This is a genomic window from Allobosea sp. ASV33, from assembly GCF_016428755.1.
Taxonomy (GTDB): Bacteria; Pseudomonadota; Alphaproteobacteria; order Rhizobiales; family Beijerinckiaceae; genus Allobosea.
The window spans coordinates 12,689-36,928 of sequence record NZ_JAELTI010000052.1; the positions used below are offsets into that span (position 1 = coordinate 12,689).

Consider the following 24,240-nt stretch of genomic DNA (forward strand, 5'->3'; position numbering starts at 1 on the left):
TCAGGCGGCTCGCCGCTGTCCAGAAAGCTTGATGCAGCGCACCACCCGCAAGGCCTTATCGGCAAACGAAAACGGGCGGCCCGAAGGCCGCCCGCTTGATGGAACGTCATTCTCGGGCGCAGCGAAGCGCAGACCGGAGAATCTCTCTCGGGATAGGTCGCCTCATTCGCCCTGAGATGCTCGGGTCAAGCCCGAGCATGACGGAGTTGGTCGTCTCAGGCCTCGCCTTCGTCGAGATCGTCCGCAGTCGGGTCCGCCTGGTCGAGGATGCGGTCGGCGACGAGGCCGGAATTCTGGCGGATCGTGGCCTCGATCTTGGCGGCGAGGTCCGGGTTGGCCTTGAGGAAGGTCTTGGCGTTCTCGCGACCCTGGCCGAGGCGCTGGCTGTCGAAGGAGAACCAGGCGCCAGCCTTCTCGACCATGCCGGCCTTGACGCCGAGATCGATCAGTTCACCGACCTTGGAGATGCCCTCGCCGAACATGATGTCGAACTCGACCTGCTTGAAGGGCGGCGCGACCTTGTTCTTGACGACCTTGACGCGAACCTGGTTGCCGGTCGCCTCGTCGCGCTCCTTCAGCGTCGAGACGCGGCGGATGTCGAGGCGCACCGAGGCGTAGAACTTGAGCGCATTGCCGCCGGTGGTGGTCTCCGGCGAGCCGTACATCACGCCGATCTTCATGCGGATCTGGTTGATGAAGATGACCATGCAGTTCGAGCGCGAGATCGAGGCGGTGAGCTTGCGCAGAGCCTGGCTCATCAGGCGGGCCTGGAGGCCCGGCTGGACATCGCCCATCTCGCCCTCGATCTCGGCGCGCGGCGTGAGGGCCGCGACGGAATCGACCACGAGCACGTCGATCGCGCCGGAGCGGACGAGCGTGTCGGTGATCTCCAGAGCCTGCTCGCCGGTATCGGGCTGCGAGATCAGCAGGTCGTCGAGATTGACGCCGAGCTTGCGGGCATAGACCGGATCGAGCGCATGCTCGGCATCGACGAAGGCGCAGACGCCGCCCTTCTTCTGGGCCTCGGCGATGGTGTGAAGAGCGAGCGTGGTCTTGCCCGAGGATTCCGGTCCGTAGATTTCGATGACGCGGCCCCTGGGGAGGCCGCCGACGCCGAGCGCGATGTCGAGGCCGAGCGAACCGGTCGAGATCGTCTCGATCTCGATCGAGGGCGAATTCTTGCCGAGCCGCATGATCGAACCCTTGCCGAAGGCGCGTTCAATCTGGGAGAGCGCTGCATCGAGCGCCTTGGCCTTATCCATCGAGGAGCCTTCCACGAGTTTGAGATTCGCCTGATTCACGGTTCGGGCTCCTTATGGCAGGGCGAGGGGGACATCTCAATGCGTCTTGACATGAGGATGGTCACGCTTTGTTCTTGGTCGCAAGTTCTTTTTTTGTTCCCGATGTCAGTTTCTGTCAGGAGGTCGGCGAGGCGGCGCGTTCTCGCTTTCGAGCGTAGGTCGATATGCGTAGGGTGGGATCGTTCAATTTCTAATGCGCCGACCCATGTGCTTGATGCATGGCTGTGGCGTCGCGTTTCGCCTGCCTGCCCTGGTACATTCCTGTTATTGCGCGCCGTCTCTCGCCCGTTATCGAAAGTTGCCAACGTGTCTTCCGCATCGGCCGCATCCGCATCCCTGAACTCTCCGGCGCGTGTCCTGTTCGCCAGCCTGATCGGCACGACGATCGAGTTCTTCGACTTCTATATCTATGCGACGGCGGCGGTGATCGTATTCCCGAAGCTGTTCTTCCCGGCGAGCGATCCGACGTCAGCGATGCTGTCGTCCTTCGTGACCTTCGCCATCGCCTTCTTTGCGCGGCCGGTCGGCGCGGCGCTGTTCGGCCATTTCGGAGACCGGATCGGCCGCAAGGCGACGCTGGTCGCGGCGCTCATGACGATGGGTCTTTCGACCGTGGCAATCGGGCTTCTGCCCAGTTATGCGCAGGTCGGCATCGCCGCGCCGCTGCTGCTGGCGCTGTGCCGCCTTGGCCAGGGGCTCGGTCTCGGCGGCGAATGGGGCGGGGCGGTTCTGCTCGCGACGGAGAACGCTCCTCCCGGCAAGGAGGCGTGGTACGGCATGTTCCCGCAACTGGGGGCGCCGATCGGCTTCATCATGGCGACCGGCAGCTTCCTGTTGTTGTCCGACGTTCTCAGCGAGGAGCAGTTCTTCTCCTTCGGCTGGCGCATCCCGTTCATCGCCAGCGCGCTGCTCGTCTTCATCGGTTTGTGGATGCGGCTGAAGATCAGCGAGACGCCGGCCTTCCGGAAGGCGATGGACAAGCAGGAGCGCGTGAAGGTGCCGCTGGCGAGCGTGTTCGGGCAGCACAAACTGCCGCTGTTGATCGGCACTTTCGCCGCGCTAGCGACCTTCGTGCTGTTCTACATCATGACGGTGTTCTCGCTGAGCTGGGCGACGACCCGGCTGGGCTATACCCGCAACCAGTTCCTGCCCGTGCAGATGGCCGGCGTCGTCTTCTTCGGCCTGATGATCCCCGTCTCGGCCGTGCTGGCCGATCGGTTCGGCCGCCGCCGCGCGTTGATCGGCACGTCTCTGGGCATCGCGCTGTTCGGCTTTCTGGTGGGACCGCTCTTCGTCGCAGGGAGCATTCCCAGCGTACTGCTGTTCTCGGTTCTGGGCTTCGCTCTGATGGGCTTCACCTATGGGCCGATCGGCACGGCGCTGGCCGAGATCTTCCCGACCGCGGTGCGCTACACCGGCGCGTCCCTGACCTTCAACCTGGGCAGCATCGTCGGCGCGTCGCTCGCACCGTTCATCGCGACCTGGCTGGCGAGCACCTACAGCCTGTCCCATGTCGGCTACTACATGACGGCGGCCGCCCTGGTGACGATCGTCGCACTGCTGGCGATGGGCCGGCCGGTCGAAGAGAGCAGGGCGGCGGCTAATGTTGCTCGAGCTGAGTGATGCGGCAGAGCTGAAAATCAAGAAAAGGCAGCGATCAGGTCAATCCTGATTATCTCCTTTTTGCGTATACTAAATTTTGCAACAGGATAGTCTAAGGGAAAGTGCAGATCTGTCGGTGAGGCGCCATCGGCGTGCTCGTTTATGAAACGAGCGTCAGAAAGCAAACGACAACTGGTTAGGATGAGACCGCCAGTGTGCCCTTACGTACTCCTGACGACGGCGTCGCCATCGGGTGTAAGCTCGAACTGCCACAGCTTTCTTCTTCAACACGTAGCTCATGCCAAAGCTTCCATGCTTTTCGACGAGGTAGTCTCGTCGCCCTCAGCTCACATCATGTGAGCCGTGGCCCATGCGGGACAGCCAAACGGCTGCAAAGCGGAAGTGCCGATGGCGCCTCAAGATAATTTGTTACTGATTCGCGATTTGCCGCAAAGGAGCTTCACCCCATCGCCGCCTTCACGGTCTCGACGAGCTGCTTCATCGTGAAGGGCTTGGGCAGGAAGTGGAATTCCTCGCCCTCGGGCAGGTTCTTGCGGAAGGCCTCCTCGGCATAGCCGGAGACGAAGACGACCTTGGTGTTCGGGTTGCGCTTACGCAATTCGCCGAGCAGCGTCGGGCCATCCATTTCCGGCATCACCACGTCGGAGACGACGAGGTCGATCTTGCCGTCGTTCTGCAGGAAGAGATCGAGCGCCTCGACGCCGGATGCCGCCTCATGGACGGTGTAGCCGCGCGAGATCAGCATGCGGGCGTTGAGCGCCCGCACGGCGTCCTCGTCCTCGACCAGCAGGATGACGCCGGCGCCGGTATGGTCGGCGGCGAGCTTCTTCGGGGCTTCCTTGGCCGCGGCCTCGGCGGCGATCTCCTCCTGGCTCGGCACATGGCGCGGCAGGAAGATCCGGAAGGCCGTGCCCTTGCCGATGGTCGAGTCGACGAAGACATAGCCGCCGGTCTGCTTGACGATGCCGTAGACCATGGAGAGGCCGAGGCCGGTACCCTTGCCGACCTCCTTGGTGGTGAAGAAGGGCTCGAAGATCTTGTCGAGATGCTCCTGCGGGATGCCGGTGCCGGTATCCTCGACTTCCAGCAGCACATAGTCGTCGGCCGGCAGGGCCTCGTGTCCGAAGGTGGCGCAGTCCTCGCGGGTGACGTTGCGGGTGCGGACCGCGAGCTTGCCGCCGTCCGGCATGGCGTCGCGGGCGTTGACGGCAAGGTTGACGATGACCTGCTCGAGCTGACCGAGATCGGCCTTGACCGGCCAGAGGTCGCGGCCCTGGCGGACGTCGAGCGTGACCTTGTCGGCGACGACGCGCTTCAGCATCAGCGAGAGATCGGACAGCACCTCGCCGAGCTCCAGAACCTGCGGGCGCAGGGTCTGGCGGCGCGAGAAGGCGAGCAACTGCCGGACCAGCGCCGCGGCGCGGTAGGCGTTCTGCTTGATCTGCATGATGTCCGGGAAGGACGGATCGGTCGGCCGGTGGCTGGCGAGCAGGAACTCGGAGGCGTTGATGATGACCTGCAGCACGTTGTTGAAATCGTGCGCGATGCCGCCGGCAAGCTGGCCGACCGCCTGCATCTTGCCGGCCTGGTCCATATTGTCGCGCAGCTTGCGCTCGGCCGTGGTTTCCAGCGCGTAGACGATGGCGCGCTCGCCGTCGCCGCCCTCGGTGCCGGCGACGGGGGTGAGGTAGAGCTTGGCCGAGCGGCCGTCCTCGCCAGCGAGCGCAAGGTCGAGCGGGGCGCCGCCCGAGCGGCCGGCGACGACCTCCGCCAGCGCCTCGTCGAGCCCGGGGGCAGACGCGACAAGATCGTGGATGGTGCGCGGTCGCAGGCCCGCCGGGATCAGGCGGGCGAAGGCCGCGTTGGAATGCAGGATGGCGCCGGCCTCGTCGATGGTGGCGATCGCCATCGGCGTCGAATGGAAGAAGCGGGCGAAGCGGACCTCGGCATCGCTGCCGCCATCGGCGCCGGCCTCGCCGGTCGTGCGGTTGAGGACGAGGGTGCGCGAGGGGCCGGCCCGGCCGTCCTGCCCGAAAGCGACCTGGTGATGCAGGCGCACGGGCAGAGGGGCGCCGTTGCGGCGCTTCAGGTCGACATCGAGCACCTCGACGCGGACATCGCCGGGCTGGCCCCGGATCGCCTGGATCAGCGCGGCGGCCGAGGGCGTGCAGACATCGTCGAGATGCAGGCCGCCCGAGCCGAAGCGGGCGAGGTCGAAATCGAGCCAGCCGGAGAGGGTGGCGTTGAGATAGGAGATTTCGCCGTCGGCATCGATCGAGATGAAGCCTGCGGGCGCATGATCGAGATAGTCGATCGCGTGCTGGAGTTCCTGGAAGGCGTTCTCCTGGCGCTCGCGCTCGGGCGTGATGTCGGAGACGGACCAGAGCGTGGCGGTCGTGGCCTCGCGGCGGACGGGCGAGACGCGGACGCGATACCAGCCGACCTCGCCGCGACCGTTCAGGGCGGGCTCCAGCCGGACCTCCTCGACCAGACGGCGATGCTCGCGGGCAGCGGTGGCGAGCCGGTAGATCGCCTCGGAAACATCGGCGCGGCCGGTGAGCAGCCGGCCGACGGGCTTCAGGTCGTTGGCGCCAGTGGCGCCCGCCAGCGCGAGATAGGCCTCGTTGGCATAGACGACCTCGTTCTCGCTTTCGGTCACGACGATGCCGTCATCGGCGCGGTCGACGATCGCCTTGGTCAGGTCGTTGCGGGAGGCGCGGCCGGAAAACTGCACGAGGCCGATGGCGAAGGCGAAGAGGCCGAAGACGCCGACGACCGACAGGAGGGCGAGCAGACCAAGGATCAGCGGCTGCGCCCATTCATTGGCGAGGAAGCCGAGCGCGATCGCCGCGCCGACGAGCAGGGCCGCGACGAACAGGATGATCCCGATATGGCCGGGCTTGTCCGAGCGATCGATCGTATTGGTCGCCGTGCTTCCGCTCATTGCGGTCAAACCCGTTTTCTTGCTGGCCTCTTGGGGCACACTGCATCCTGACCGGAACAGGCCGTCATTCCGGGCAAGCCGCGTAGCGGCGCCGATCCGGAATCCATCGCAAGGCTTTGCGTTCTACGATGGATCCCGGGTCAAGCCCGGGATGACGGCGCGGTTCCGTCGACGCAACATACCCGCGACCAGAGACAATTCCGTTTATTCGCATCCGTGCCGAGTTAGGCGCGCCGGCCCTTCAGGCGCAAGACGTATCCGATGACTTCGGCGACAGCCTGATAGTGTTCGACAGGAATTTCTTCGTCGATGTCGACAGTGGCATAGAGAGCACGCGCGAGCGGCGGATTTTCGACGATCGGGACGCGGTGCTCGCCGGCGACCTCGCGGATCTTCAGGGCCATCGCATCGACGCCCTTGGCGAGGCAGAGCGGGGCTGCCATGCCGGGCTCGTATTGCAGGGCGACGGCGAAGTGGGTCGGGTTGGTGATGATCACGGTCGCCTTGGGGACGGCCGCCATCATGCGCTTGCGGACGCGCTGGGAGCGGAGCTGGCGCAGCTTCGCCTTGACCTCGGGATTGCCTTCCGAGTTCTTGAACTCGTCCTTCATCTCCTGCTTGGTCATCTTCTGGCGCTGGTACCAGGAGAAGCGCTGCCAACCGAAATCGCCGAGGGCGATGATGGCGAAGAGCGCGAGGACCGCGCCCATCAACTGGATCGCGAGCGAGAGCGTCGCCGGCATCAGCGCCTCGACCCCCATCTGGGCGAAGCCCTCGAGCCGGTCGTGCTGCGCCCAGAGCGTGTACCAGACCACGATGCCGATCAGGGCCGTCTTGGCGAGACCCTTGGCGAAATTGACCCAGGCTTCCTTGCCGAAGAGCCGCTTGGCGCCCGCCATCGGCGAGATGCGGTTGAACTTCGGCATCAGTGGCTCGAAGGTCCAGAGCGGCTTGTGCTGGAGCAGGGCCCCGGCAAGTCCGGCGCAGAGGATGAAGGCGAAGGGAAGGCCCAGCGCCATGAAGCCGGTGAGCACGCCGCGCTGCGTGACCTGCATGAAGGAGGCGCCGTCGGCCGGCACCTGATGCGCGTTCATCAGGAAGGAGCGCAGCGACAGCATCGCCTCGCGGGCCGACCACCCGGCGGCGACCATCAGGGCCAGCGTGAAGCCGCAGAGCACGAAGAAGGTCCCGATCTCCTGCGATTTGGGGACGTCGCCTTTCTCGGTGGCTTCGTCCAGCTTTCGCTGGGTCGGGTCTTCTGTTCTGTCTTCGTTTTCGGCTTCCTCGGACATGGTTTCCTCAGCCCGTGAACTGGCGGAGGAAGGCGCCGAGATCGTCGATGAAGACGCTCATCATCACGCCGATGACGACGAGCAGGACGAGCATGCCGCCCATGATCGAGGCGGGAACGGCGAGGAAGAAGACCTGCAATTGCGGCATCATCCGCGCGAGCACGCCCAGCCCGAGATTGAAGAGCAGGCCGAAGACGAGGAAGGGCGCGGAGATCTGGATGGCCAGGGCGAAGCCGCGCGCCGTCGAGCGGATCGCCAGTGTCATCGTATCGGTCAGGTCGACGGCGCCGCCCGGCGGCAGCAGGCGGTAGCTTTCATGGATCGCGGCGATGGCGATGTGGTGCAGGTCCGTGGTCAGGATCAGCGTGATGCCGAGCATCGTCAGGAAATTGCCGATCGAGGGGTTCTGCATGCCGCCGGTCGGATCGACCGTCATGGCGAAGCCGAGCCCCATCGTCTGGGCGACGAGGGTGCCGGCAGTCTGCAGGCAGGCCATGACCAATCGGGCGCAGAGCCCGATGACGAGCCCGATCAGCAATTCGCTGACGAGGAGCGCGACGACGCCGGAGACATCGCCGGGCACGCGCAAGGAGGGGCGGACGACGGGCACGATCATCAGCGCGATGAAGAAGGCGAGCGACAGCCGCGCCCGCGAGAAGATGAAGCGCTCGCCGATGCCGGGCATGAGCATGACGAGCGTGCCGACCCGCGCGAAGACGAGCACGAAAAGGGCGCTGATCTCGGGCAGGATCGCGATCTGCATCGTGCCGCGGGCACCTTTGCGCCAATAGGTGCGCCGCGGACCCGCGCCGGCCAGGGCCGGCAGCAGGCGCGACGGGCTCATCCGCCCGTGGCGATTCGGGCGGCGACTCGCCCCATATAACCCGCCAGCGCGTCTCCCATGAACGGAAGAAACAGCAGCAGTGCCGCGAAGACCGCGACGATCTTCGGTACGAAGACCAGCGTCTGCTCCTGGATCTGGGTCAGCGCCTGGATCAGCGAGACGACGAGGCCGACCGCGAGCGCGATCACCATCAGCGGGCCGCCGACCTTCAGGAAGACGACGATGCCGTCACGGGCGATGTCGAGAATGGCTCCGGAAGTCATGGTCTTTATCCGATCCGTTGGCCGTCAGACCGGCATCCGCATGATTTCTTCATAGGCCGCGATGACGCGGTCGCGCACGGCGACCAGGGTCTCGATCGCGGCCTCGCTCTCGGCCACCGCCGTCACGACATTGACGATGTCGGCCCGGCCGCCGGCGACGCTCGCGGTCTGGGCATCGGCCTGCCGCCCCGCATTGGCCGTCGCGTCGAGCGCCTTGCCGAGCAGGGCGGAGAAATCCGGCCCGCCCGCTTCCGCGCCGCCCGTGGCGATCGGCTTGCGCATCAGATTGCCGGCGCCCATCCCCTGGATGGAGGCGTAGGCGCCCGCGGCGAAACCCGGAGTGGCCATGATGGTCTAGTCCCCTTCTGGAGTGTTTGTTTGCCGCATATTCGCTGACGCGGACCTCCGGTTCTTCACGCGAACCGCTGCCCACTTCGCTCGAAAATGCTTTGGAGCGCGTCAGGCGCGCAGGATGTCGATGGTGCGCTGGATCATCCGGCGCGTCGAAGAGATCAGGTTGAGATTGGCTTCGTAGCTGCGCTGGGCCTCGCGCATGTCGACCATCTCGACCAGGGAATTGACGTTCGGCATCTGCACGTCGCCCTTGGCGTCGGCGGCCGGGTTGCCGGGCTCGTGCTTGACCTTGAAGGCGCTTGGATCGCGCTGGACCTTGCCGAGCGCGACGAGCTGAGCGTCGAGGGTGCGGTCGAAATGGCGCTGGAAGGTCGGGACCTTGCGGCGATAGGGCTCGGCACCGGCGCGCTCCGGCCCGGAATCGGCGTTGGCGATGTTCTCGGAGATGATGCGCATGCGCCCGGACTGGCTGCGCAGGCCGGAAGCGGCGACGGCGATGCTCTTGATCAGGTCCATGATCAGCGCCCCTTGCCGATCGCGATCTTCATCAGGCCGAGGCCTTTGCTGTAGAGCGAGGCGGCGAGCTGATAATCGGACTGGTTCTGCGCGACCTTGAGCATCTCGTCCTCGAGATTCACCGCGTTGCCGTTCGGCGTGGTCTCGAAGCGCGGGGCGCCGGTGCCGTCGAAGCCGCCATTGCTGCCGGTCAGGCTCATATGGCCGGCACTGGTCTGTGCAATCGCGACGCGGGCGCGGGCCGGATCGACGCTCGGCGGCTTCAGGTCGACCGGGCGGAAGCCGGGGCTGTCGGCATTGGCGACGTTCTCAGCGAGGATCTTCTGGCGCGACTGCTGGTACTGCATGCGCGTCTTCAGCGCCTGCATCAGGCCGCCGCCGACGCTGAATCCGTCGTTCGCCATGGCTCCCGCTCCCCGTCCTTGCGCCCGGCGATGCCGGGCAACTGGGCAAATCCTGCCGGGTGCATGGTTAACATCGGGTTAAAAGGGGCGAGTTTCATGGGTGTGGTTAACCACGCGTTCACCATGTTTCCCGATAGCCAAAGCGTTATGCTATACGCAAGGTGTTGAACCATGGACGGGACTTAGCGGCCCTCCGGGCCGTTGCGTAAGAGGCAGACCTTGCAGAGCTTGTTCGGATTAGAACTCTCCATCGCGCAGAAGGTGATCGTCGCCTCTGTCGTCAGTCTCGTGCTTCTCGCGCTGCTCGGCTTGTTCGTGCGGCAGATCAAAGGCGGCCGGCTCCGGCTGCACGGCCAGGCCGGCGGGCGGCAGCGCCAGCCAAGGCTCGGCGTGGTCGACACCTACGACCTCGACCGCCAGCGCCAGCTCGTCCTGATCCGGCGCGACAATATCGAGCATCTGCTGATGATCGGCGGTGCGTCCGACGTCGTGGTCGAGACCAATATCATGCGCAGCGGCGGCCGCGCCGCGACGCCGAGCTACGCGGATACCTCAGCGGATCGGCCGCTGCCGCCCTTCGAGACGCTGGTTCCGCCGAGCGAGCCCGCGATGCGGGCCGGCGAGGAAGCGCGCCGCGCCGGCTATCCGGAAGGGCCAGAGCTGCTGCCGCCCCTGCCGAGCCGCCCCGTTTCGGTTCCGGTCGAGCCGGTGACGACGATAGCTGCGAACACCGCCGCGACCGCAGGCGTCGCTGCCGCCCTCGGCGTCGCGGCGACGGCTGCGGCAGAGGCCGCTACAGCTCCTGCCAAGCCCGCGATGCCGCCGATGCCGGCGCCGCCGCTCACCACGGGCCCGGCGCCAAGCTTCGCCCGTGAGCATGCGCCGCAGCCGGCCGTCAGCGCCGGCGAGCTCGACGATATGACCCGCCAACTCGAAGAGGCGCTGAAGCGGCCTTTCTCCGCCGTGCGCCCGGGCAATATTCCCGCCGAGGCGCCTGCCGCGAGCCCGGCGCCGGTGGTCGAACCGCCTGCGAGGGCCGAAAAGTTCGCGCCTGCTCCCGTCGTCGAGAAGGAGCCGATCGAAGCGGTCGCGCCGATCGTCGCCCCGCCAGCTCCCGAACCCGAGATCGTGCCCGAGCCGGTCGCGCCGTCGCCTGCGGCCGCCCAGCCGCGCCAGAAGCCGATCCCGAGCGATGTCGAGGCCGAACTGGCCGCGGCGCTCGGGCTGACGCTGGATCGCCCGATTCCGAAGGCGCCGGAGCCCAAGCCTGTCGACGTCAAGCCCTTCGAGCCGAAGCCGGCCGAGACGCGTCATCCGGAGCCGCGCCGTGCGGAGCCTGTCGTCGAGCCCGCGCCGATCGCCGAGGACGAGCCCGTTATCGAGGAGCCCGCCGGCAAGGCGGAACAGCCGGTCCCCGTCGAGAGCCCGAAGCCACAGCCCGAGCCCGAAAAGCCGGCCGAGCCTGTCTCGAAGGAGATCGACCCTTTCTCCGTCGACGCCATCGAAGCCGAATTCGCTCGTCTGCTGGGCCGCGATCCCAAGGCCAAGTCCTGAATCGGCAGCGGCAGCCTGAAGGTGGGCGGCCGCCGACCGCGGGCCATCAACAGGATTGTCGGCCATCCGGCCTCATCGACGCCGCGCACTGGTTGCGCGGCGTTTTCGCGTGGCTAGCCTCAGGCCACCCGATCGGTTGAGTCGGGCTGTGGCGGCGCGCGTGAACTTCATCGGCGGACGAGCGAGACGGTTTCGAGGCGGACGCGCCCTGGCGGCGGCCGCGCTGCTGCTCGTGCTCCAGACGGTGCCGGCGCTGCCGCAGACGCTGTCGCTCGACCTGGGGCAGGGCGGCGGCGTGGCGGAGCGGGCGCTGCAGCTCATCGCCGTCATCACGGTACTGTCGCTGGCGCCGTCGATCCTGATCATGGTGACGTCGTTCACGCGGATCGTGGTGGTGCTGTCGCTGCTGCGCTCGGCATTGGGTACTCAGACCGCGCCGCCCAATGCCGTGATCCTCGGGCTCTCGCTGTTCCTGACCGGCTTCGTCATGGCGCCGACCTTGCGCGAGGCCTACACGACGGCCGTCCAGCCGCTGGTCGCCGGCCAGATCCAGCCGCAGGAGGCCTATAATCGCGGCGTCGTGCCCTTCAAGACCTTCATGCTCAAGCATGTCCGCGAGAAGGACCTGGCGCTGTTCCTCGACATGTCGCAGGGACCGCGTCCGCAGCAGCCGCAGGATGTCGGCGTCGAGGTGCTGATACCGGCCTTCATGATCTCGGAACTGCGCCGCGCCTTCGAGATCGGCTTCCTGCTGTTCGTGCCCTTCCTGATCATCGACCTCGTCGTGGCCTCGATCCTGATGTCGGTGGGCATGATGATGTTGCCGCCGGTGACGGTGGCGTTGCCATTCAAGCTGATCTTCTTCGTGCTGGTCGACGGCTGGGGGCTGGTCGCGGGCTCGCTGGTGAAGAGCTACGGCGGCGGGTGAGGTCGGCGCTTGAAACTGAATCGGGCCAGAGGCTTGGCGGAATGTCCTCCAGGCCCGATTCAGGTTCTGCGAGATCGCCCTGCGCGAGATGTGCGGAGTCGAAAGCCGCATCATCACCCAGGGCGGCGGCACCGGACGCGCCTTCCAGCAAGCGAAGACCCGTCCGGCCGGACCAACCTGATTATTTCGGCATCAGCACCGTATCGACGACGTGGATGACGCCGTTGCTCTGCTTCACATCGGGTATCGTGACGATCGACTTGCCGCCCTTGGCGTCGATGACCTCCAGCTTGCCGCCGGCCATCGCGACCTTCAGCGTCTCGCCCTGAACGGTTTTGAGCGTCGCCTTGCTGCCACCGGCCTTGGCATCGGCCATCAGCTGGGCGCCGGTGAGATTGCCGGGAACGACGTGATAGGTCAGCACGGCGGTCAGTTTGGCCTTCTGTTCGGGCTTGAGCAGCGTGTCCACCGTTCCCGCCGGCAGCTTGCCGAAGGCGGCATTGGTGGGCGCGAAGACGGTGAACGGCCCGGGGCCCATCAGGGTGTCGACGAGGCCGGCGGCCTTCACCGCGGCGACGAGGGTGGTGTGGTCCTTGGAATTGACTGCATTCTCGATGATGTTCTTGTTGGCAAACATCGGCGCGCCACCGACCGTGACGGGCTCTTGCGCGAAGGCTGGAGCGAGAGAAGCGTTCGTGCCGAGCACAAGCAGGCTCATTGCGGCGCCGAGCGCCACATTCACTGTGCGTTTCATAGGGTGATCTCCAGAATTTGCGGCAGGAAATCTACCGCAAAACCCGAATTGTCCTGGCCGGCCGCCATGGCCGCTCAGGTTTCGGTAATCCGAATACGTTGGCTGGAGCCCATCGGATCGAATTATTTCTGCCGGCGGTGAAGCAGTATCAGTCCACAATCACCCGGCCGCGCTGGATGCGCAGGCTGAGCGTGCCGTTCTTCAGGGCCAAGGCCTTTTCGCCGAAGACGCCGCGGCGCCAGCCATGCAGGGCCGGGACGTCGGCGAGGTCGTCGGAGGCGATGGCGTCGAGATCGTCGCTGGAGGCGATGATCTTGGGTGCGACGCGCTCGGCATCCGCCACCGCCTTGAGCAGGACCTTGAGCAGGTCGAGCACGGCGGCATTGGTGGGCCGGCCGCGCTCGCGCTCCAGCCGGGGCAGGGTCTTGGGATCGAGAGCGGCGGCGCGCTCGATCGCGGCCAGGACCTCGGCACCGTTGCGCGAGCGCTCGAAGCCGTTCGGCACGGAGCGTAGTTCCGCCAGCGCCTCGACCGAGCGCGGGCCGCGCTGGACGATGTCCATCAGCGCGTCGTCCTTGAGCACGCGCTGGCGCGGGACGTCGCGGGTCTGCGCCTCGCGCTCGCGCCAGGCGGCGATCTCCATCAGGTTCGGCAGTTCACGCGGCTTGCGGATGCGGCCCTTCAGCCGCTGCCAGGCGTTCTCGGGCTTGACCTCGTAGGTCGAAGGCGAGGTCAGGACGGACATCTCCTCGGCGACCCAGCTTTCGCGGCCGCTGGCATCGAGATCGGCCTTCAGGGCGAGATAGATGTCGCGCAGATAGGTGACGTCCGACTCGGCATAGGCGAGCTGCGCCTCGGTCAGCGGGCGGCGCGACCAGTCGGTGAAACGCGAGGACTTGTCGATGCGCGCCTTGGCGAGGTCGTTGGCGAGCTGCTCGTAGCCGACGGAGTCGCCATAGCCGCAGACCATGGCGGCGACCTGCGTGTCGAAGAGCGGGGTCGGCAGCACGCGCCCGAGCAGCCAGACGATCTCCAGGTCCTGGCGGGCGGCATGGAAGACCTTGACCACGTTCTCGTTGACCATCAGCCCGAAGAAGGGGGCGAGGTCGAGATCGGGCGACAAGGGATCGACCAGCACGGCCTCGTCGGGCGAAGCGAGCTGAATCAGGCAGAGCTTGGGGTAATAGGTGGTCTCGCGCAGGAACTCGGTGTCGACCGTGACGAAGGGGTGGATCGCGAGGCGGTCGCAAGCGGCGGAGAGCGCGGCGGTGTCGGAAATCAGATGCATGGTTCCGGGTCTTAGCAGAGAGAGCCGCAGGATGTCGCGGGCGTTCTTGACATTTCGAGCGCGCGCGTGTGGTTAGCCGCAAAGCTGCGGCTGGCGCTTCGCGCCGGCCTTCGACGCATTTCCGAAAGACCGAGACCGTGACCCTGCATCGCTACCGTTCCCACACCTGCGGCGCGCTCCGTGACAGCGACATCGGCCAGAATGTCCGTCTCTCCGGCTGGTGCCATCGCATTCGCGACCATGGCGGCGTGCTCTTCATCGATCTGCGCGACCATTACGGCATGACCCAGGTGGTGATCGATCCCGATTCGCCGGCTTTCGCGGATGCCGAGACGCTGCGCTCGGAATGGGTCGTGCGCATCGACGGCAAGGTCAAGGCCCGCCTCGCCGGCACCGAGAACGCCAACCTGCCGACCGGCGCGGTCGAGGTCTTCGCGACGGGCATCGAGGTGCTCGGTCCCTCGGCCGAATTGCCGCTGCCGGTCTTCGGCGACCTCGAATATCCCGAGGATACCCGTCTCAAGTACCGCTTCCTCGACCTGCGTCGCGAGAAGCTGCACAACAACATCATGCTGCGCACGAAGGTCATCGACTCGATGCGCCGCCGTATGAAGGATTCGGGCTTCTCGGAGTTCCAGACGCCGATCCTGACCGCGTCCTCGCCGGAAGGCGCGCGCGACTTCCTGGTGCCGAGCCGCCTGCATCCGGGCAAGTTCTACGCGCTGCCGCAGGCCCCGCAGCAGTACAAGCAGCTCCTGATGATGGCGGGCTTCGACCGCTATTTCCAGATCGCGCCGTGCTTCCGCGACGAGGACCCGCGCGCCGACCGCCTGCCGGGCGAGTTCTACCAGCTCGACGTCGAGATGAGCTTCGTCGAGCAGGAGGATGTGTTCGCGACGATGGAGCCGATCATCACCGGCGTGTTCGAGGAATTCGCCGAGGGCCGCACCGTCCAGAAGAACTGGCCGCGCATTCCCTATGCCGAGTCGATCGCCAAATATGGCTCCGACAAGCCGGACCTGCGCAACCCGCTCGAAATGCAGGACGTTTCCGAGCATTTCCGCGGCTCGGGCTTCAAGGTCTTCGCGCGCATCCTCGAGGGCGAGAAGAACCGCGTCTGGGCGATTCCCGCGCCGGGCGGTGGCTCGCGCGCCTTCTGCGACCGGATGAACTCCTGGGCGCAGGGCGAAGGCCAGCCCGGCCTCGGCTACCTGATGGTCAAGGAAGACGGCGAGGGCCAGGGGCCGATCGCCAACAATATCGGGTCTGAGCGCGTCGCGGGAATCATGAAGCAGATGGGGCTGAAGGGCGGCGACGCCTGCTTCTTCGTCGCAGGCGATCCGGACAAGTTCTACAAGTTCGCCGGCAGCGCCCGGAACAAGGTGGGCCAGGAGCTCAACCTGATCGACGAAAACGTCTTCGCCTTCGCCTGGATCGTCGATTTCCCGATGTTCGAGTACAACGAGGACGAGAAGAAGGTCGATTTCTCGCACAATCCCTTCTCGATGCCGCAGGGCGGCCTGAAGGCGCTCAACGAGGAAGACCCGCTCTCGCTCAAGGCGTTCCAGTACGACATCGCCTGCAACGGCTTCGAGCTCGCTTCCGGCGGCATCCGCAACCACCGCCCCGAGGCGATGGTGAAGGCCTTCGAGATCGCCGGCTATGGCGAGGAGACGGTGATCGAGCGCTTCGGCGGTATGTATCGCGCGTTCCAGTACGGCGCCCCGCCGCATGGCGGCATGGCGGCCGGCGTGGACCGCATCATCATGCTGCTGGCGCGCGCCACGAACCTGCGCGAGGTCGCGCTGTTCCCGATGAACCAGCAGGCCGTCGACCTCCTGATGGGCGCCCCGGCCGAGGCGACGCCGAAGCAGCTGCGCGAGGCGCATCTGCGCGTCAACCTGCCCGAGAAGAACGGCTGACGACCATGGCTTCGCTGTCGATCGGGCGGGCGTTGTCGCTCGCCTGTCTCCTGATGCCCCTGCTCGGCGCCTGCGTCGCCCATGGCGAAAGCAGCTCCGGCCGCGCCTCGGCGCTGGCGACGACCGTCTCGCGCGCGATCGCCTGCAAGGCGGGCTCGCCGCAGCGCTCGACGCTCGACCGTTTCCTCGCAGCCGAGAAGGCGCGGGGCGCCGACGATCAGCAGATCGCGGCGGCGCGCTCGGCCTATATCGGCATCTCCGAGGCCGAGATGGTCAACCAGGGCGTGCGGCCGCAAGGCTGCACGGCCGAGGAGCGGGCCGAGCTGAAGGCGCGGATGGGCCGCATCCGCACCGGGGATTTCGACACGCTCTGAGCTGCGCCGTGCCGATGCTCTCGCTCTCGCAACCGGCCGCCGCAGTGGCCTTGTTCGCCGCGCTCGGCGCCTGCACCGTCGCCGGGCCGCTGCCGGGCACGGTGGAATATGCCGCCGCGACCGTCTCGCGGGCCTATGATTGCGGCTTGCCCGTCGATCGCAACCGCATCATCGCGCGGCTCGACCGTCAGGACCGGCAGCGCTTCGTCGCTGCCAATGCCGGCTATGCCGTGAAGTCCTACAAGGCGCCGCATCGCTGCGAGGCGAGCGAGCGCGAGCGGATCAAGGGCGAGATCGGCGCGCTCGCACGCCGCTGAAATCGCTTGCTTCGGGCTGCGCGACATGGCCACAAGGCGGCAATGCCCGCCGCTGCCATCACCGCCATCGTCGTCAGCTACGACAGCGCCGAGGTCCTGCCCGCTTGCCTCGATGCGCTGGCCGGGGAGGGCGTGCCGGCGATCGTCGTCGACAATGCCAGCGGCGACGACAGCCGCGCCATCGCGGCGGCGAAAGGCGCGCGGGTGATCGCGAATGCCCGCAACGAGGGTTATGGTCGGGCCAACAATATCGGCGTCGCGGCGGCCGAGACGCCCTATGTCCTGATCGTCAATCCCGATCTGGAGCTCACGAAGGGCGCGGCTGCGGCGCTGCTGGAGGCGGCGGTGCGCTATCCCGACGCCGGAATGCTGGCGCCGCGCATCGTCGAGCCGTCCGGCCGTATCTTCCTGCAACCGCGCTCGCTGCTGTCCCCGCCGCATCTCAATCGCTCCGGCACGATGGCGATTCCCGAGGGCGATGCCTGCCTGCCTTTCCTGTCGGGGGCCTGCCTGCTGATCCGGCGCGAGCTGTTCGTCGCACTAGGAGGCTTCGATCCGGCGATCTTCCTGTTCTATGAAGATGACGATCTGTGCCGGCGCATGCGCGATGCCGGCTACGCGCTCGTCCATGTCCACGGCGCCGAGGCGCGGCACGGCCGGGGGCGCTCGACGGCGCCGTCGCCGCAGCGGCGCTTCAAGGCGCGCTGGCATCTCGCCTGGTCCGAGCACTACATCGCCCGGAAATACGGGCTCGCCGGGCCGGGACCGATCCGCATGCTGGAGAATATCGGGAAAGCCGCGGGCTACGGATTGCTGCTGAAGCGTGAGAAGATGTTCGCGCATGCGGGCTCTGCCGCCGGCGCGCGAGCCTGGCGGCGCGGCGAGACGGCGCTCGCCCATGAAGGGCTGGGGGAGATGCCATGAGCCGGCCCACGGTCGCGGCGGCGCTCGCCAATCCGCACAATAATTTCGGCTTGCTTCGTTTGATCATGGCGCTCGCCGTCGTCGTCTCGCATGCCTTCAGCGTGACGGACGGGCGGGTGGAGCAGGAGCCCTGGTTCCAGACGACCGGGTTCACGCTGGGCGAACATGCCGTCAACGGCTTCTTCGCGATCTCCGGCTTCCTAGTGACGATGAGCTTCGTCAGGCGCGGCTGGCGCGACTATGTCGTCGCGCGGCTGCTCCGGATCGCGCCCGGGCTGATCGCGGCGACGCTCCTCGTCGCGCTCGTGCTGGGTGCGCTGATGACGACGCTGGATACTTCGGCCTATTTCCGCGATCCGCGGCTGTGGCGGTTCATTTCGGGCACGCTGACCACCTTCAAGAGCGCGTCGGGGTTGCCCGGCGTCTTCGAGAGCAACCCGCTGCCGTTCCCGCTGGGGACGGTGTGGACGCTGAAATACGAGACGCTGTGCTATCTCGGCGTGCTCGTCGCGGGGCTCGCCGGGCTTCTGGCGCGCCCGCGCACCGCGCTGGCAGCGCTGTTGGCTTTGACGCTCGCCGTCGTCCTGCGCGAGGTGCTGGCGCCACATGGATCCAAGGGCACCGAGACGGCGCTGCGGCTGCCGCTGATCTTCCTGGCGGGCGGCGTGGTCTATCTCTACCGCGAGAAGGTGCCGCTGTCGCTGCCGCTGCTGGCCATCGCGCTGGCGGCGCTGGTGCCGCTCTCCTTCACGCCGCTCTACAAGGCGGCGCTCTTCCTCGTCACGGCCTGGGGCGTGCTCGTACTGGCACTCGCGCCCGCGCTGACGCGACGCGCGGTCGAGCCGCCGGCCGATCTGTCCTATGGCGTCTATCTCTATGGCTGGCCGGTGCAGCAGGCGCTGCATGCGCTCTATCCGGCACTCGGTGCGGTGACGCTGCTCTGGCCGTCGCTTGCCGTGACGCTGATCGTCGCGGCACTGTCCTGGTACCTGATCGAGAAGCCGGCGCTCGGGCTCAAGCGCCGCCTGATGGGCGCTTCCTGAGCGCTTCCAGCAGGTCGTCGATCTTGTCGGAGAGCAGGAGCGGGATCAGCCGCTCGACCTCGGCGCGGGGGCGGTCCCACCAGGCGGTTTCGAGGAGGCCGGCGATCCGCACCTCGTCGAAGCGCAGCCTGACCACGCGAGCCGGATTGCCGGCGACGATGGCGTAGGGCGGGACGTCGCGCGTGACCACGGCGCGCGCCGCGACCACGGCGCCGTGGCCGATGGTGACGCCCGACATCACCATGGATTGCGAGCCGAGCCAGACATCGGGGCCGATGACGACATCGCCGCGGCTCGTGTCGTGGCCGGTCATTCCGGCGGCCGGAGGCCAGAGCCGGGGCAGGGCGGGGAAGGGATAGGTCGTCGCCCAGTCGAGGCGGTGATTCCCGCCGAGCAAGATCTCGACGCCGTCGGCGATCGAGCCATAGCGGCCGATCACGAGCCTTGCGCCGCTCTCGGGAAACCGCACCTTCGGCCGGCCATAGGTATAGGGGCCGACGACGACCTGGCCCGGCCGCCGCGCGACGAGCTTCGCGAGATGCAGCCGGGTCTGGTTGTCGGGATTCACGCGCTTGCGCAGCCAGCCGCGCGGGACTTGCGGCAGGCCCGCCCACCAGGCCTGAAGGCCGGATGGGCGCCAGTCGCGATCCTCGGGTGCGATCACGTCATTCTCAGTTGGCCGCATTTCCTTCACGCGAACCGGTGTCCACTTCGCTTGAAAATGCTCAGCTCACTGAGCATCGGCCTTGAGATCGATCTTGTCGAAGATCTCCGTCGGCTCGGTCATGGTGATGACATCGGCGAGGCCGAGGCCGGCCGCCGACTTGGCGCTGGCCTGGACGGTCAGCGTGCCGGGCTTGGCGACGAAGCGCGAGGCGGCGGCGGCCACGGCCTTCGCGCCGTCGGACGGGCCCAGCACCGCGGCAAGCCCGAGGCTCGCGACCATCGTGAACTGCTGGCGGACCTCCTCGACCTTGCGCTTGGACTTGCGGGCCTCGTTCTCGATCAGCTTCTCGACCAGGCCGAAATTCTGCACCTTGAACTGCAGGTTGCGGGCGGTGGCGCCGAGTGCTGCGACCTGCGCGAGGGCGAGATCGCTGGCGAACAGGTCCTTGGTGACGTTGCCGAGCGTGCCGGAAGCCTCGATCTGGGCCAGGCCGGCGCTGCCGAAGGAGAGCGTGCGGATGGCGATCTCGTTCTTCGCGGCTTCCCAGGCGAGGTCGAGCTTGGCCGAGAGATCGAGCGAGCGGATGCCCATCGCGATCATGTCCTTGGCGGCCGGGTTGCCAGTCGCCTCGGACACCGGGGTGACGAGCTTGTCGATCGTCAGCGCGAGGCTGGTCGGGATGCCGTTGAGCTGCTCGCCCGCCTTGATCTCGAAGGTGCCGAGCGAGACCTTGACCGGCTCCTTGCCGGTGATGATCGCGGGGGCGTCGATCGAGATGCCGGCGAGGCGGATCGTGCCGATCGTCGGGATGAAGCGGCGGAAATCGACCTCCTCGATCGGCTTGTCCGGCTCGTTCAGAGCCGCGCGCAATTCGCTGATGACGGATCCGAACTTGAAGCCGGAATAGGCGATCGAATCGATGCCGCCCTTGGCCTCGCCCGAGCGGAACTGGAAGCCTTCCATGGCGAAGCCGGATTTCGCCGGGGTGTTCTCGCCGAAGGCCATGCGGGCGATCCGCATGTCCACCGGATCCGTCTTGGGGCCGGCCTTCGGCGGCGGGTTCACGTTCATGACGAGGTCTCGGGCCTCGCCGCTGCCGTATTCGAACATGTCGAAGAGTGCGAGCATGGAGAGGCCGAGCTGCCGTTCGGCCTCGGTCTTCGCCGGCGGCTTGTCGGCGTCGGCGGGCTTCTTGTCGCCCTGCTTTTTCTCGACCTCCTCGCTGGCCGCCGCGAGACGGGACATCACGTCGAGCAGCGGCTCGGGGCCGACCTTGGCGGCAAAGCCACGCGCCGTCGTCTTGCCGAGCGACATCTTGCCGGCCTTGCCCATGTCGAGATTATAGCCGTCCTGCTCGAAATTGCCGATGATCGGCAGCATCGCCTCGCTGGCTCCGGCCGCGGCCTTCTCGGTGAGGACGCGTGCGATCTGGCGCAGGTCGAAGGCATCGAAGGCCGTGCGCTTCAGCTCGCCCTTCATCGGGCCGGTCGCCGAGCCATCGGCGGTGATCGTGCCGCTCGCCGATTCGCCATGGCCGATCTTGCCTTCGCGGATATCGGTGAGGCGGATGTCGCGATAGACCGTGGTCTGCTTCTGGTCGCCGACCGTCTGCACCAGCGACAGTTCCGGAGCGCTGATCTCGGCGGCGTTCAGGCGCGCAGCCCGGGCGGCGGCCGGTTCGCTCGCGGAAGCGCCGGTGAACAGCGCCAGGAAAGCGTCCTTTTCCAGCGTCGAGCCCTTGATCGCGATCTTGGGCGCGTTGATCACCAGCTTGCCGAGATCGATCTTGACGTTGTCGAGCTGGAAATCGGCGGCCCAGGCCGGGGCGGCGAAGGTCATCAGAACAACCGCCAGGGCCGTGCCGGCCAGATGCGTCGTCCGACGAGGGCGCGCAACGATCATGGATATCTCCTACTTCATTTAGGCCGGCGAAACTGCCGCAAGCGGATGACGAAAGAAAGCCGTCAGGCGAGGCTCTGCGGCATCCCCATTCATATGATGACGAAAGACTTGACCGAAAGGCGGCGAAGGCAGCCATCTGCCGAAGATTTGCCATCGGCCGCTTCTACAGCACAAGAGGCCATGGCCGCCACGGAGTCCAAACGATGCACGCCCTCAGAACCGCTCTCGCCGCCCTCGCGCTGGCGTTGGTCGCATTGGCGCCGGCCGGCTTGCAGGCGCAGGGCCAGCCGGCGGCCGCCGGAGGAGCCGGCCTCGAATCACTGGTCATCCTCAGCGGCGGTACGCGCCACGCCTTCCAGGTCGAGGTCATGCGCACGCCGGACCAGCGCGCGAAGGGCCTGATGTTCCGCAACTACATGCCGGCCGATCGCGGCATGCTGTTTGATTTCGCCGCCAGCGAGCCGGTGGCGATGTGGATGCAGAACACCTACATCTCGCTCGACATGCTGTTCATCCGGGCGGACGGCACGATCGCGCGCATTGCCGAGCGTACCGAGCCGCTCTCGACGCGGACGATTCCCTCGGGCGAGCCTGTGCTCTCGGTGCTGGAGATCAATGGCGGCGTCAGCAAGGAGCTCGGCATCAAGCCGGGGGACAAGGTCGAGCACGCGCTGTTCAAGCGCTGAGGCGCCGGCAACAGCCGCGCTTGCACAAGCCTGACGCCGGGTGATTGGCTTTCGCTTGCGGGTTCGGGCTATGGCATGATAGCGAACCGCAACGTTTCGAGTGGTGTCGGGGTATAGCGTAGCCCGGTAGCGCATCTGCTTTGGGAGCAGATTGCCTAATCACACGATCCTCTTGATTTCTTTGCTGTTTTCGAGAGCTTCGTTATCAGTCTGGAAACTTTCGCGGGAAGAATGCGCGGCGTCGAGCGCTTTGCGCAGATCGCCCTCTGTGGCATGGGCGTACTTCATCGTCGTCGCGATGGAGGCATGGCGTCCCAGCTTCTGGCCAAGCTTCAGATTGCCGCTATCGCGCACCAGGCGCGTGATGCCGGTGTGCCGATTGTCGTGGAAGCGGTAGCCCATCAGCGGGTCTTCGCGACTGGACTTCATGCCGGCGTTCTTGCGAGCGCGACGGAACTCAGTCTTTAGGCCTCGTGCGTGATCGGGCGCGGCGTCAGGTTGTCGGCGCCTTCCTCGTGACGGGCAGGGCGGTAAAGCCAGACCGGACCGGTAGGGTTGGTTTCGCCTTCCGGGATGACGCTGCGCAGAACACGCTCCATCTCCGTCGAGAGCGGGATGAACCCGACGACCTCGCCTTTGCCCATCAGGTTCAGGCGCCGGCCTCCCCAGCCGACATGCTCCCATTGCATCGCCAATAGCTCTTCTCGCCGAAGCGCAGAGAGCACCGCGAAACGCAGAATGGGGCGATAGCCTGGGCGCACATTCGCGAACAGCTTATCTTCTTCGGAATCTGAGAGCTCGCGAACGCGCTCTTTCGGTTCGTCGAGAAGCAGTTCCTTCCACTCGATGCGGGCGACCATCTGCCCCCCCATAGCGCGGCGCGACGAAGGATGGCGCGCAAAGGCTCCAGAACCGTCCGGTTGACGGTGGAGTTGGTGACGACAACACGCCCGCCGCGACGATGAGCTTGATCGACCAGGCATAGCGCAGCACGCGCCGCCAGTTGGAGACTGGTTGCATCGGAACTCCGGGCAAAGAAAAACCCGCCGGTTAGGGCGGGTCTGGGGACACGGAAATTTGCCTAGCGAAGGATTCGTTATTGGCGCCGCAGCACCAAATGAAAGCCCAGATGCGGGCTTGTTCTGGCATCCCAATCATCGCCGGAATGCCCAGCGCCTCGAACGAAATCACCGGCTTCGAATAGGCCGGCAACCGGCTTTAATCCTTGAGCGGAAAAGCGCTCCTCCCACCATGCCTTAGGCTTCACGGTCTGATGGAAGTTTGTCCCTGTTGCGGGGTCTATATCGTTGAAGGTTGCGATCGAGCAAACCACTACCCCTTCAGGAGATAGGTGCGCTAACAGGTGGGTAATTACGTCGTCTACTCTGTCGGTCGGGATATGTTCGAACAGTTCCCACGCGGAAATAACATCGAACAGCACCCGCGCGCCGTCCTGTTTGACTTCGAACGGGTAGCAGACATCGGCCGTGAACAGTCGATCTGGGATAGTCCCCCACTCTGCTCGGCTGTTTCGGCGGCTGTAATCGCTCCCCTCGATGCCGATAGACAGATTCCCGGCGATGGTGAAATCCCATACTAGGCCGCCGCCAGCGCAGCCGATGTCTAGATGCTTTACCTTGCGCCCGAATATCTCTTCACTGCGCTGAACGAACCGCCGATGTCGGGTATTATCCCTCATCGTCCCCCAAGGGACGATGTGATCGGGCGAATCGAATGCGATGGGTCTTTCTGCCGAGAAGTCGATCTTCGCCGGTTCAATTTTGATTTCCCCTATTAACATGCGCTTGATGTCGTAAAGGGACAATTCAGCTTGCGTAGCGTGGCGAACGGATCGCCGGTGCAAATCTTCTGTTAGAACAGCCAGGCCATCCAAGTTAGATTTTAAATCTTCCCGGATGTCGGCTCTGAGATCTGCTTTGATCTCTCTTTTTAGCTCATCCAACGCACTGGCAACCCAGAGCCTATCATGTTCGCGCTTGGCGTTAAGCTCAGCCAGCTTTCCTTCAATGGAGCCGAGCGTCAGTTCGGCTTGGTGCGCGCTACCGAGTAGTGTGTAGTATCCTGTAATGCGCCGAACGAGCGAAAGTAAAGCAGAACGCACAGACCCCTCCGAAAGACCTGCAAGATAACAATGCAGCAGGACTAACGACTAACATGGTCTGAAGGCGCCGTCTATTTTCTCGGACAATAAATGGCCTGCTGCCGGTTTCGTGGACATCGAGATTGGGTGTTTCATGAAACCGGATGTGGGGTATGCGACGAAGGCAATTTGGGCGTGAGTTCAAGATCGAGGCGGTCCGCCTGATCAAGGACCGCGGA

The 24,240-nt window shown here is 65.8% G+C and carries 24 protein-coding genes; 9 read left to right on the forward strand and 15 right to left on the reverse strand.

The annotated features are described in order from the left end of the window. Positions 1-215: 215 nt before the first annotated feature. Positions 216-1,301, reverse strand: coding sequence for a recombinase RecA (gene recA / locus JHD80_RS15915; RefSeq protein ID WP_349237279.1), 1,086 nt, complete (start codon positions 1,299-1,301; stop codon positions 216-218). Positions 1,302-1,607: 306 nt separating this feature from the next. Here recA and JHD80_RS15920 point away from each other — a divergent pair, with 306 nt between their 5' ends. Then, the gene (locus tag JHD80_RS15920) at positions 1,608-2,924 is read left to right on the forward strand and encodes an MFS transporter (RefSeq protein WP_465246527.1); all 1,317 of its coding nucleotides are present in this window, start codon (positions 1,608-1,610) and stop codon (positions 2,922-2,924) included. Between the two features lie 439 nt (positions 2,925-3,363). Here the strand turns inward: JHD80_RS15920 and cckA are convergent, their stop codons facing one another. The 7 genes from cckA to flgB all read right to left on the reverse strand — a co-directional run bounded on the left by cckA (position 3,364) and on the right by flgB (position 9,541). Then, entirely contained in the window at positions 3,364-5,868 is a 2,505-nt protein-coding gene (gene cckA / locus JHD80_RS15925; RefSeq protein ID WP_199089131.1) for a cell cycle histidine kinase CckA, read from the reverse strand. Positions 5,869-6,092: 224 nt separating this feature from the next. After that, positions 6,093-7,160, reverse strand: coding sequence for a flagellar biosynthesis protein FlhB (flhB, locus tag JHD80_RS15930; protein WP_199089133.1), 1,068 nt, complete (start codon positions 7,158-7,160; stop codon positions 6,093-6,095). A gap of 7 nt (positions 7,161-7,167) precedes the next feature. Continuing rightward, positions 7,168-7,923, reverse strand: coding sequence for a flagellar biosynthetic protein FliR (gene fliR / locus JHD80_RS15935; RefSeq protein WP_199089175.1), 756 nt, complete (start codon positions 7,921-7,923; stop codon positions 7,168-7,170). Positions 7,924-8,000: 77 nt separating this feature from the next. Next, positions 8,001-8,267 (reverse strand): flagellar biosynthesis protein FliQ, encoded by a 267-nt coding sequence (gene fliQ, locus JHD80_RS15940; RefSeq protein ID WP_199089135.1) that lies wholly within the window; start codon positions 8,265-8,267, stop codon positions 8,001-8,003. Between the two features lie 24 nt (positions 8,268-8,291). Beyond that, positions 8,292-8,615, reverse strand: a complete 324-nt coding sequence (gene fliE, locus JHD80_RS15945; protein WP_199089137.1) for a flagellar hook-basal body complex protein FliE — start codon at positions 8,613-8,615, stop codon at positions 8,292-8,294. Positions 8,616-8,726: 111 nt separating this feature from the next. Continuing rightward, a complete protein-coding gene (gene flgC, locus JHD80_RS15950; protein WP_199089139.1) occupies positions 8,727-9,137 on the reverse strand; it encodes a flagellar basal body rod protein FlgC in 411 nt (136 codons plus the stop codon). Positions 9,138-9,139: 2 nt separating this feature from the next. Beyond that, positions 9,140-9,541 (reverse strand): flagellar basal body rod protein FlgB, encoded by a 402-nt coding sequence (flgB, locus tag JHD80_RS15955; RefSeq protein ID WP_199089140.1) that lies wholly within the window; start codon positions 9,539-9,541, stop codon positions 9,140-9,142. 219 nt (positions 9,542-9,760) lie between these two features. Here flgB and JHD80_RS15960 point away from each other — a divergent pair, with 219 nt between their 5' ends. Both JHD80_RS15960 and fliP read left to right on the forward strand, forming a co-directional pair. Next, positions 9,761-11,095, forward strand: a complete 1,335-nt coding sequence (locus JHD80_RS15960) for a flagellar biosynthetic protein FliO (RefSeq protein WP_199089142.1) — start codon at positions 9,761-9,763, stop codon at positions 11,093-11,095. 160 nt (positions 11,096-11,255) lie between these two features. Next, a complete protein-coding gene (gene fliP, locus JHD80_RS15965) occupies positions 11,256-12,023 on the forward strand; it encodes a flagellar type III secretion system pore protein FliP (protein ID WP_465246528.1) in 768 nt (255 codons plus the stop codon). A 181-nt stretch (positions 12,024-12,204) separates the two neighbouring features. Here fliP and JHD80_RS15970 read toward each other — a convergent pair whose 3' ends face one another. Both JHD80_RS15970 and rnd read right to left on the reverse strand, forming a co-directional pair. Continuing rightward, a complete protein-coding gene (locus JHD80_RS15970) occupies positions 12,205-12,777 on the reverse strand; it encodes a fasciclin domain-containing protein (RefSeq protein ID WP_199089144.1) in 573 nt (190 codons plus the stop codon). A gap of 148 nt (positions 12,778-12,925) precedes the next feature. Further along, positions 12,926-14,065: a ribonuclease D gene (rnd, locus tag JHD80_RS15975; protein ID WP_199089146.1), complete on the reverse strand. Its 1,140-nt coding sequence runs from the start codon at positions 14,063-14,065 to the stop codon at positions 12,926-12,928. Positions 14,066-14,208: 143 nt separating this feature from the next. Between rnd and aspS the strand changes: the two genes are divergently transcribed. Genes aspS through JHD80_RS16000 form a run of 5 tightly spaced genes read left to right on the forward strand, consistent with a single transcriptional unit; the run spans position 14,209 to position 18,645 of the window. Beyond that, entirely contained in the window at positions 14,209-15,987 is a 1,779-nt protein-coding gene (aspS, locus tag JHD80_RS15980; protein ID WP_199089181.1) for an aspartate--tRNA ligase, read from the forward strand. A gap of 5 nt (positions 15,988-15,992) precedes the next feature. Further along, positions 15,993-16,361, forward strand: a complete 369-nt coding sequence (locus tag JHD80_RS15985; RefSeq protein WP_199089148.1) for a hypothetical protein — start codon at positions 15,993-15,995, stop codon at positions 16,359-16,361. Positions 16,362-16,369: 8 nt separating this feature from the next. Beyond that, the gene (locus JHD80_RS15990) at positions 16,370-16,678 is read left to right on the forward strand and encodes a hypothetical protein (RefSeq protein ID WP_199089150.1); all 309 of its coding nucleotides are present in this window, start codon (positions 16,370-16,372) and stop codon (positions 16,676-16,678) included. Between the two features lie 42 nt (positions 16,679-16,720). After that, positions 16,721-17,602: a glycosyltransferase family 2 protein gene (locus JHD80_RS15995; protein ID WP_199089152.1), complete on the forward strand. Its 882-nt coding sequence runs from the start codon at positions 16,721-16,723 to the stop codon at positions 17,600-17,602. Then, the gene (locus JHD80_RS16000) at positions 17,599-18,645 is read left to right on the forward strand and encodes an acyltransferase family protein (RefSeq protein WP_199089154.1); all 1,047 of its coding nucleotides are present in this window, start codon (positions 17,599-17,601) and stop codon (positions 18,643-18,645) included. The genes JHD80_RS15995 and JHD80_RS16000 overlap by 4 nt, the downstream gene beginning before the upstream one ends. On the opposite strand, the gene JHD80_RS16005 is transcribed toward JHD80_RS16000, so the two are convergent. Together JHD80_RS16005 and JHD80_RS16010 are read right to left on the reverse strand one after the other, a co-directional pair. After that, the gene (locus JHD80_RS16005; protein ID WP_248311595.1) at positions 18,617-19,225 is read right to left on the reverse strand and encodes a CatB-related O-acetyltransferase; all 609 of its coding nucleotides are present in this window, start codon (positions 19,223-19,225) and stop codon (positions 18,617-18,619) included. The two genes, JHD80_RS16000 and JHD80_RS16005, sit on opposite strands and share 29 nt — an antisense overlap. A gap of 150 nt (positions 19,226-19,375) precedes the next feature. Continuing rightward, complete coding sequence (locus tag JHD80_RS16010) at positions 19,376-21,214, reverse strand: hypothetical protein (RefSeq protein WP_199089158.1); 1,839 nt, start codon at positions 21,212-21,214, stop codon at positions 19,376-19,378. 203 nt (positions 21,215-21,417) lie between these two features. Here JHD80_RS16010 and JHD80_RS16015 point away from each other — a divergent pair, with 203 nt between their 5' ends. Next, positions 21,418-21,900 carry a DUF192 domain-containing protein gene (locus tag JHD80_RS16015; protein WP_199089160.1) on the forward strand — a complete coding sequence of 161 codons (483 nt, stop codon included), beginning with the start codon at positions 21,418-21,420 and terminating at the stop codon, positions 21,898-21,900. A gap of 159 nt (positions 21,901-22,059) precedes the next feature. Here JHD80_RS16015 and JHD80_RS28750 read toward each other — a convergent pair whose 3' ends face one another. The 3 genes from JHD80_RS28750 to JHD80_RS29295 form a co-directional block, all read right to left on the reverse strand. Continuing rightward, positions 22,060-22,329 (reverse strand): tyrosine-type recombinase/integrase, encoded by a 270-nt coding sequence (locus JHD80_RS28750; RefSeq protein ID WP_248311590.1) that lies wholly within the window; start codon positions 22,327-22,329, stop codon positions 22,060-22,062. A 35-nt stretch (positions 22,330-22,364) separates the two neighbouring features. After that, positions 22,365-22,760, reverse strand: coding sequence for a site-specific integrase (locus JHD80_RS28755; RefSeq protein ID WP_248311591.1), 396 nt, complete (start codon positions 22,758-22,760; stop codon positions 22,365-22,367). Between the two features lie 236 nt (positions 22,761-22,996). Next, a complete protein-coding gene (locus JHD80_RS29295) occupies positions 22,997-24,022 on the reverse strand; it encodes a methyltransferase domain-containing protein (RefSeq protein ID WP_199089171.1) in 1,026 nt (341 codons plus the stop codon). Positions 24,023-24,240 lie beyond the last annotated feature (218 nt).

Coding starts and splice junctions, on each gene's coding strand:
- cckA (WP_199089131.1), bottom strand. CDS start 5,868: ATGAGCGGAAGCACGGCGACCAATACGATCGATCGCTCGGACAAGCCC.
- flhB (WP_199089133.1), bottom strand. CDS start 7,160: ATGTCCGAGGAAGCCGAAAACGAAGACAGAACAGAAGACCCGACCCAG.
- fliR (WP_199089175.1), bottom strand. CDS start 7,923: ATGCAGATCGCGATCCTGCCCGAGATCAGCGCCCTTTTCGTGCTCGTC.
- fliQ (WP_199089135.1), bottom strand. CDS start 8,267: ATGACTTCCGGAGCCATTCTCGACATCGCCCGTGACGGCATCGTCGTC.
- fliE (WP_199089137.1), bottom strand. CDS start 8,615: ATGGCCACTCCGGGTTTCGCCGCGGGCGCCTACGCCTCCATCCAGGGG.
- flgC (WP_199089139.1), bottom strand. CDS start 9,137: ATGGACCTGATCAAGAGCATCGCCGTCGCCGCTTCCGGCCTGCGCAGC.
- flgB (WP_199089140.1), bottom strand. CDS start 9,541: ATGGCGAACGACGGATTCAGCGTCGGCGGCGGCCTGATGCAGGCGCTG.
- JHD80_RS15970 (WP_199089144.1), bottom strand. CDS start 12,777: ATGAAACGCACAGTGAATGTGGCGCTCGGCGCCGCAATGAGCCTGCTT.
- rnd (WP_199089146.1), bottom strand. CDS start 14,065: ATGCATCTGATTTCCGACACCGCCGCGCTCTCCGCCGCTTGCGACCGC.
- JHD80_RS15985 (WP_199089148.1), top strand. CDS start 15,993: ATGGCTTCGCTGTCGATCGGGCGGGCGTTGTCGCTCGCCTGTCTCCTG.
- JHD80_RS15995 (WP_199089152.1), top strand. CDS start 16,721: ATGCCCGCCGCTGCCATCACCGCCATCGTCGTCAGCTACGACAGCGCC.
- JHD80_RS16000 (WP_199089154.1), top strand. CDS start 17,599: ATGAGCCGGCCCACGGTCGCGGCGGCGCTCGCCAATCCGCACAATAAT.
- JHD80_RS16010 (WP_199089158.1), bottom strand. CDS start 21,214: ATGATCGTTGCGCGCCCTCGTCGGACGACGCATCTGGCCGGCACGGCC.
- JHD80_RS16015 (WP_199089160.1), top strand. CDS start 21,418: ATGCACGCCCTCAGAACCGCTCTCGCCGCCCTCGCGCTGGCGTTGGTC.
- JHD80_RS28750 (WP_248311590.1), bottom strand. CDS start 22,329: ATGAAGTCCAGTCGCGAAGACCCGCTGATGGGCTACCGCTTCCACGAC.
- JHD80_RS28755 (WP_248311591.1), bottom strand. CDS start 22,760: ATGGTCGCCCGCATCGAGTGGAAGGAACTGCTTCTCGACGAACCGAAA.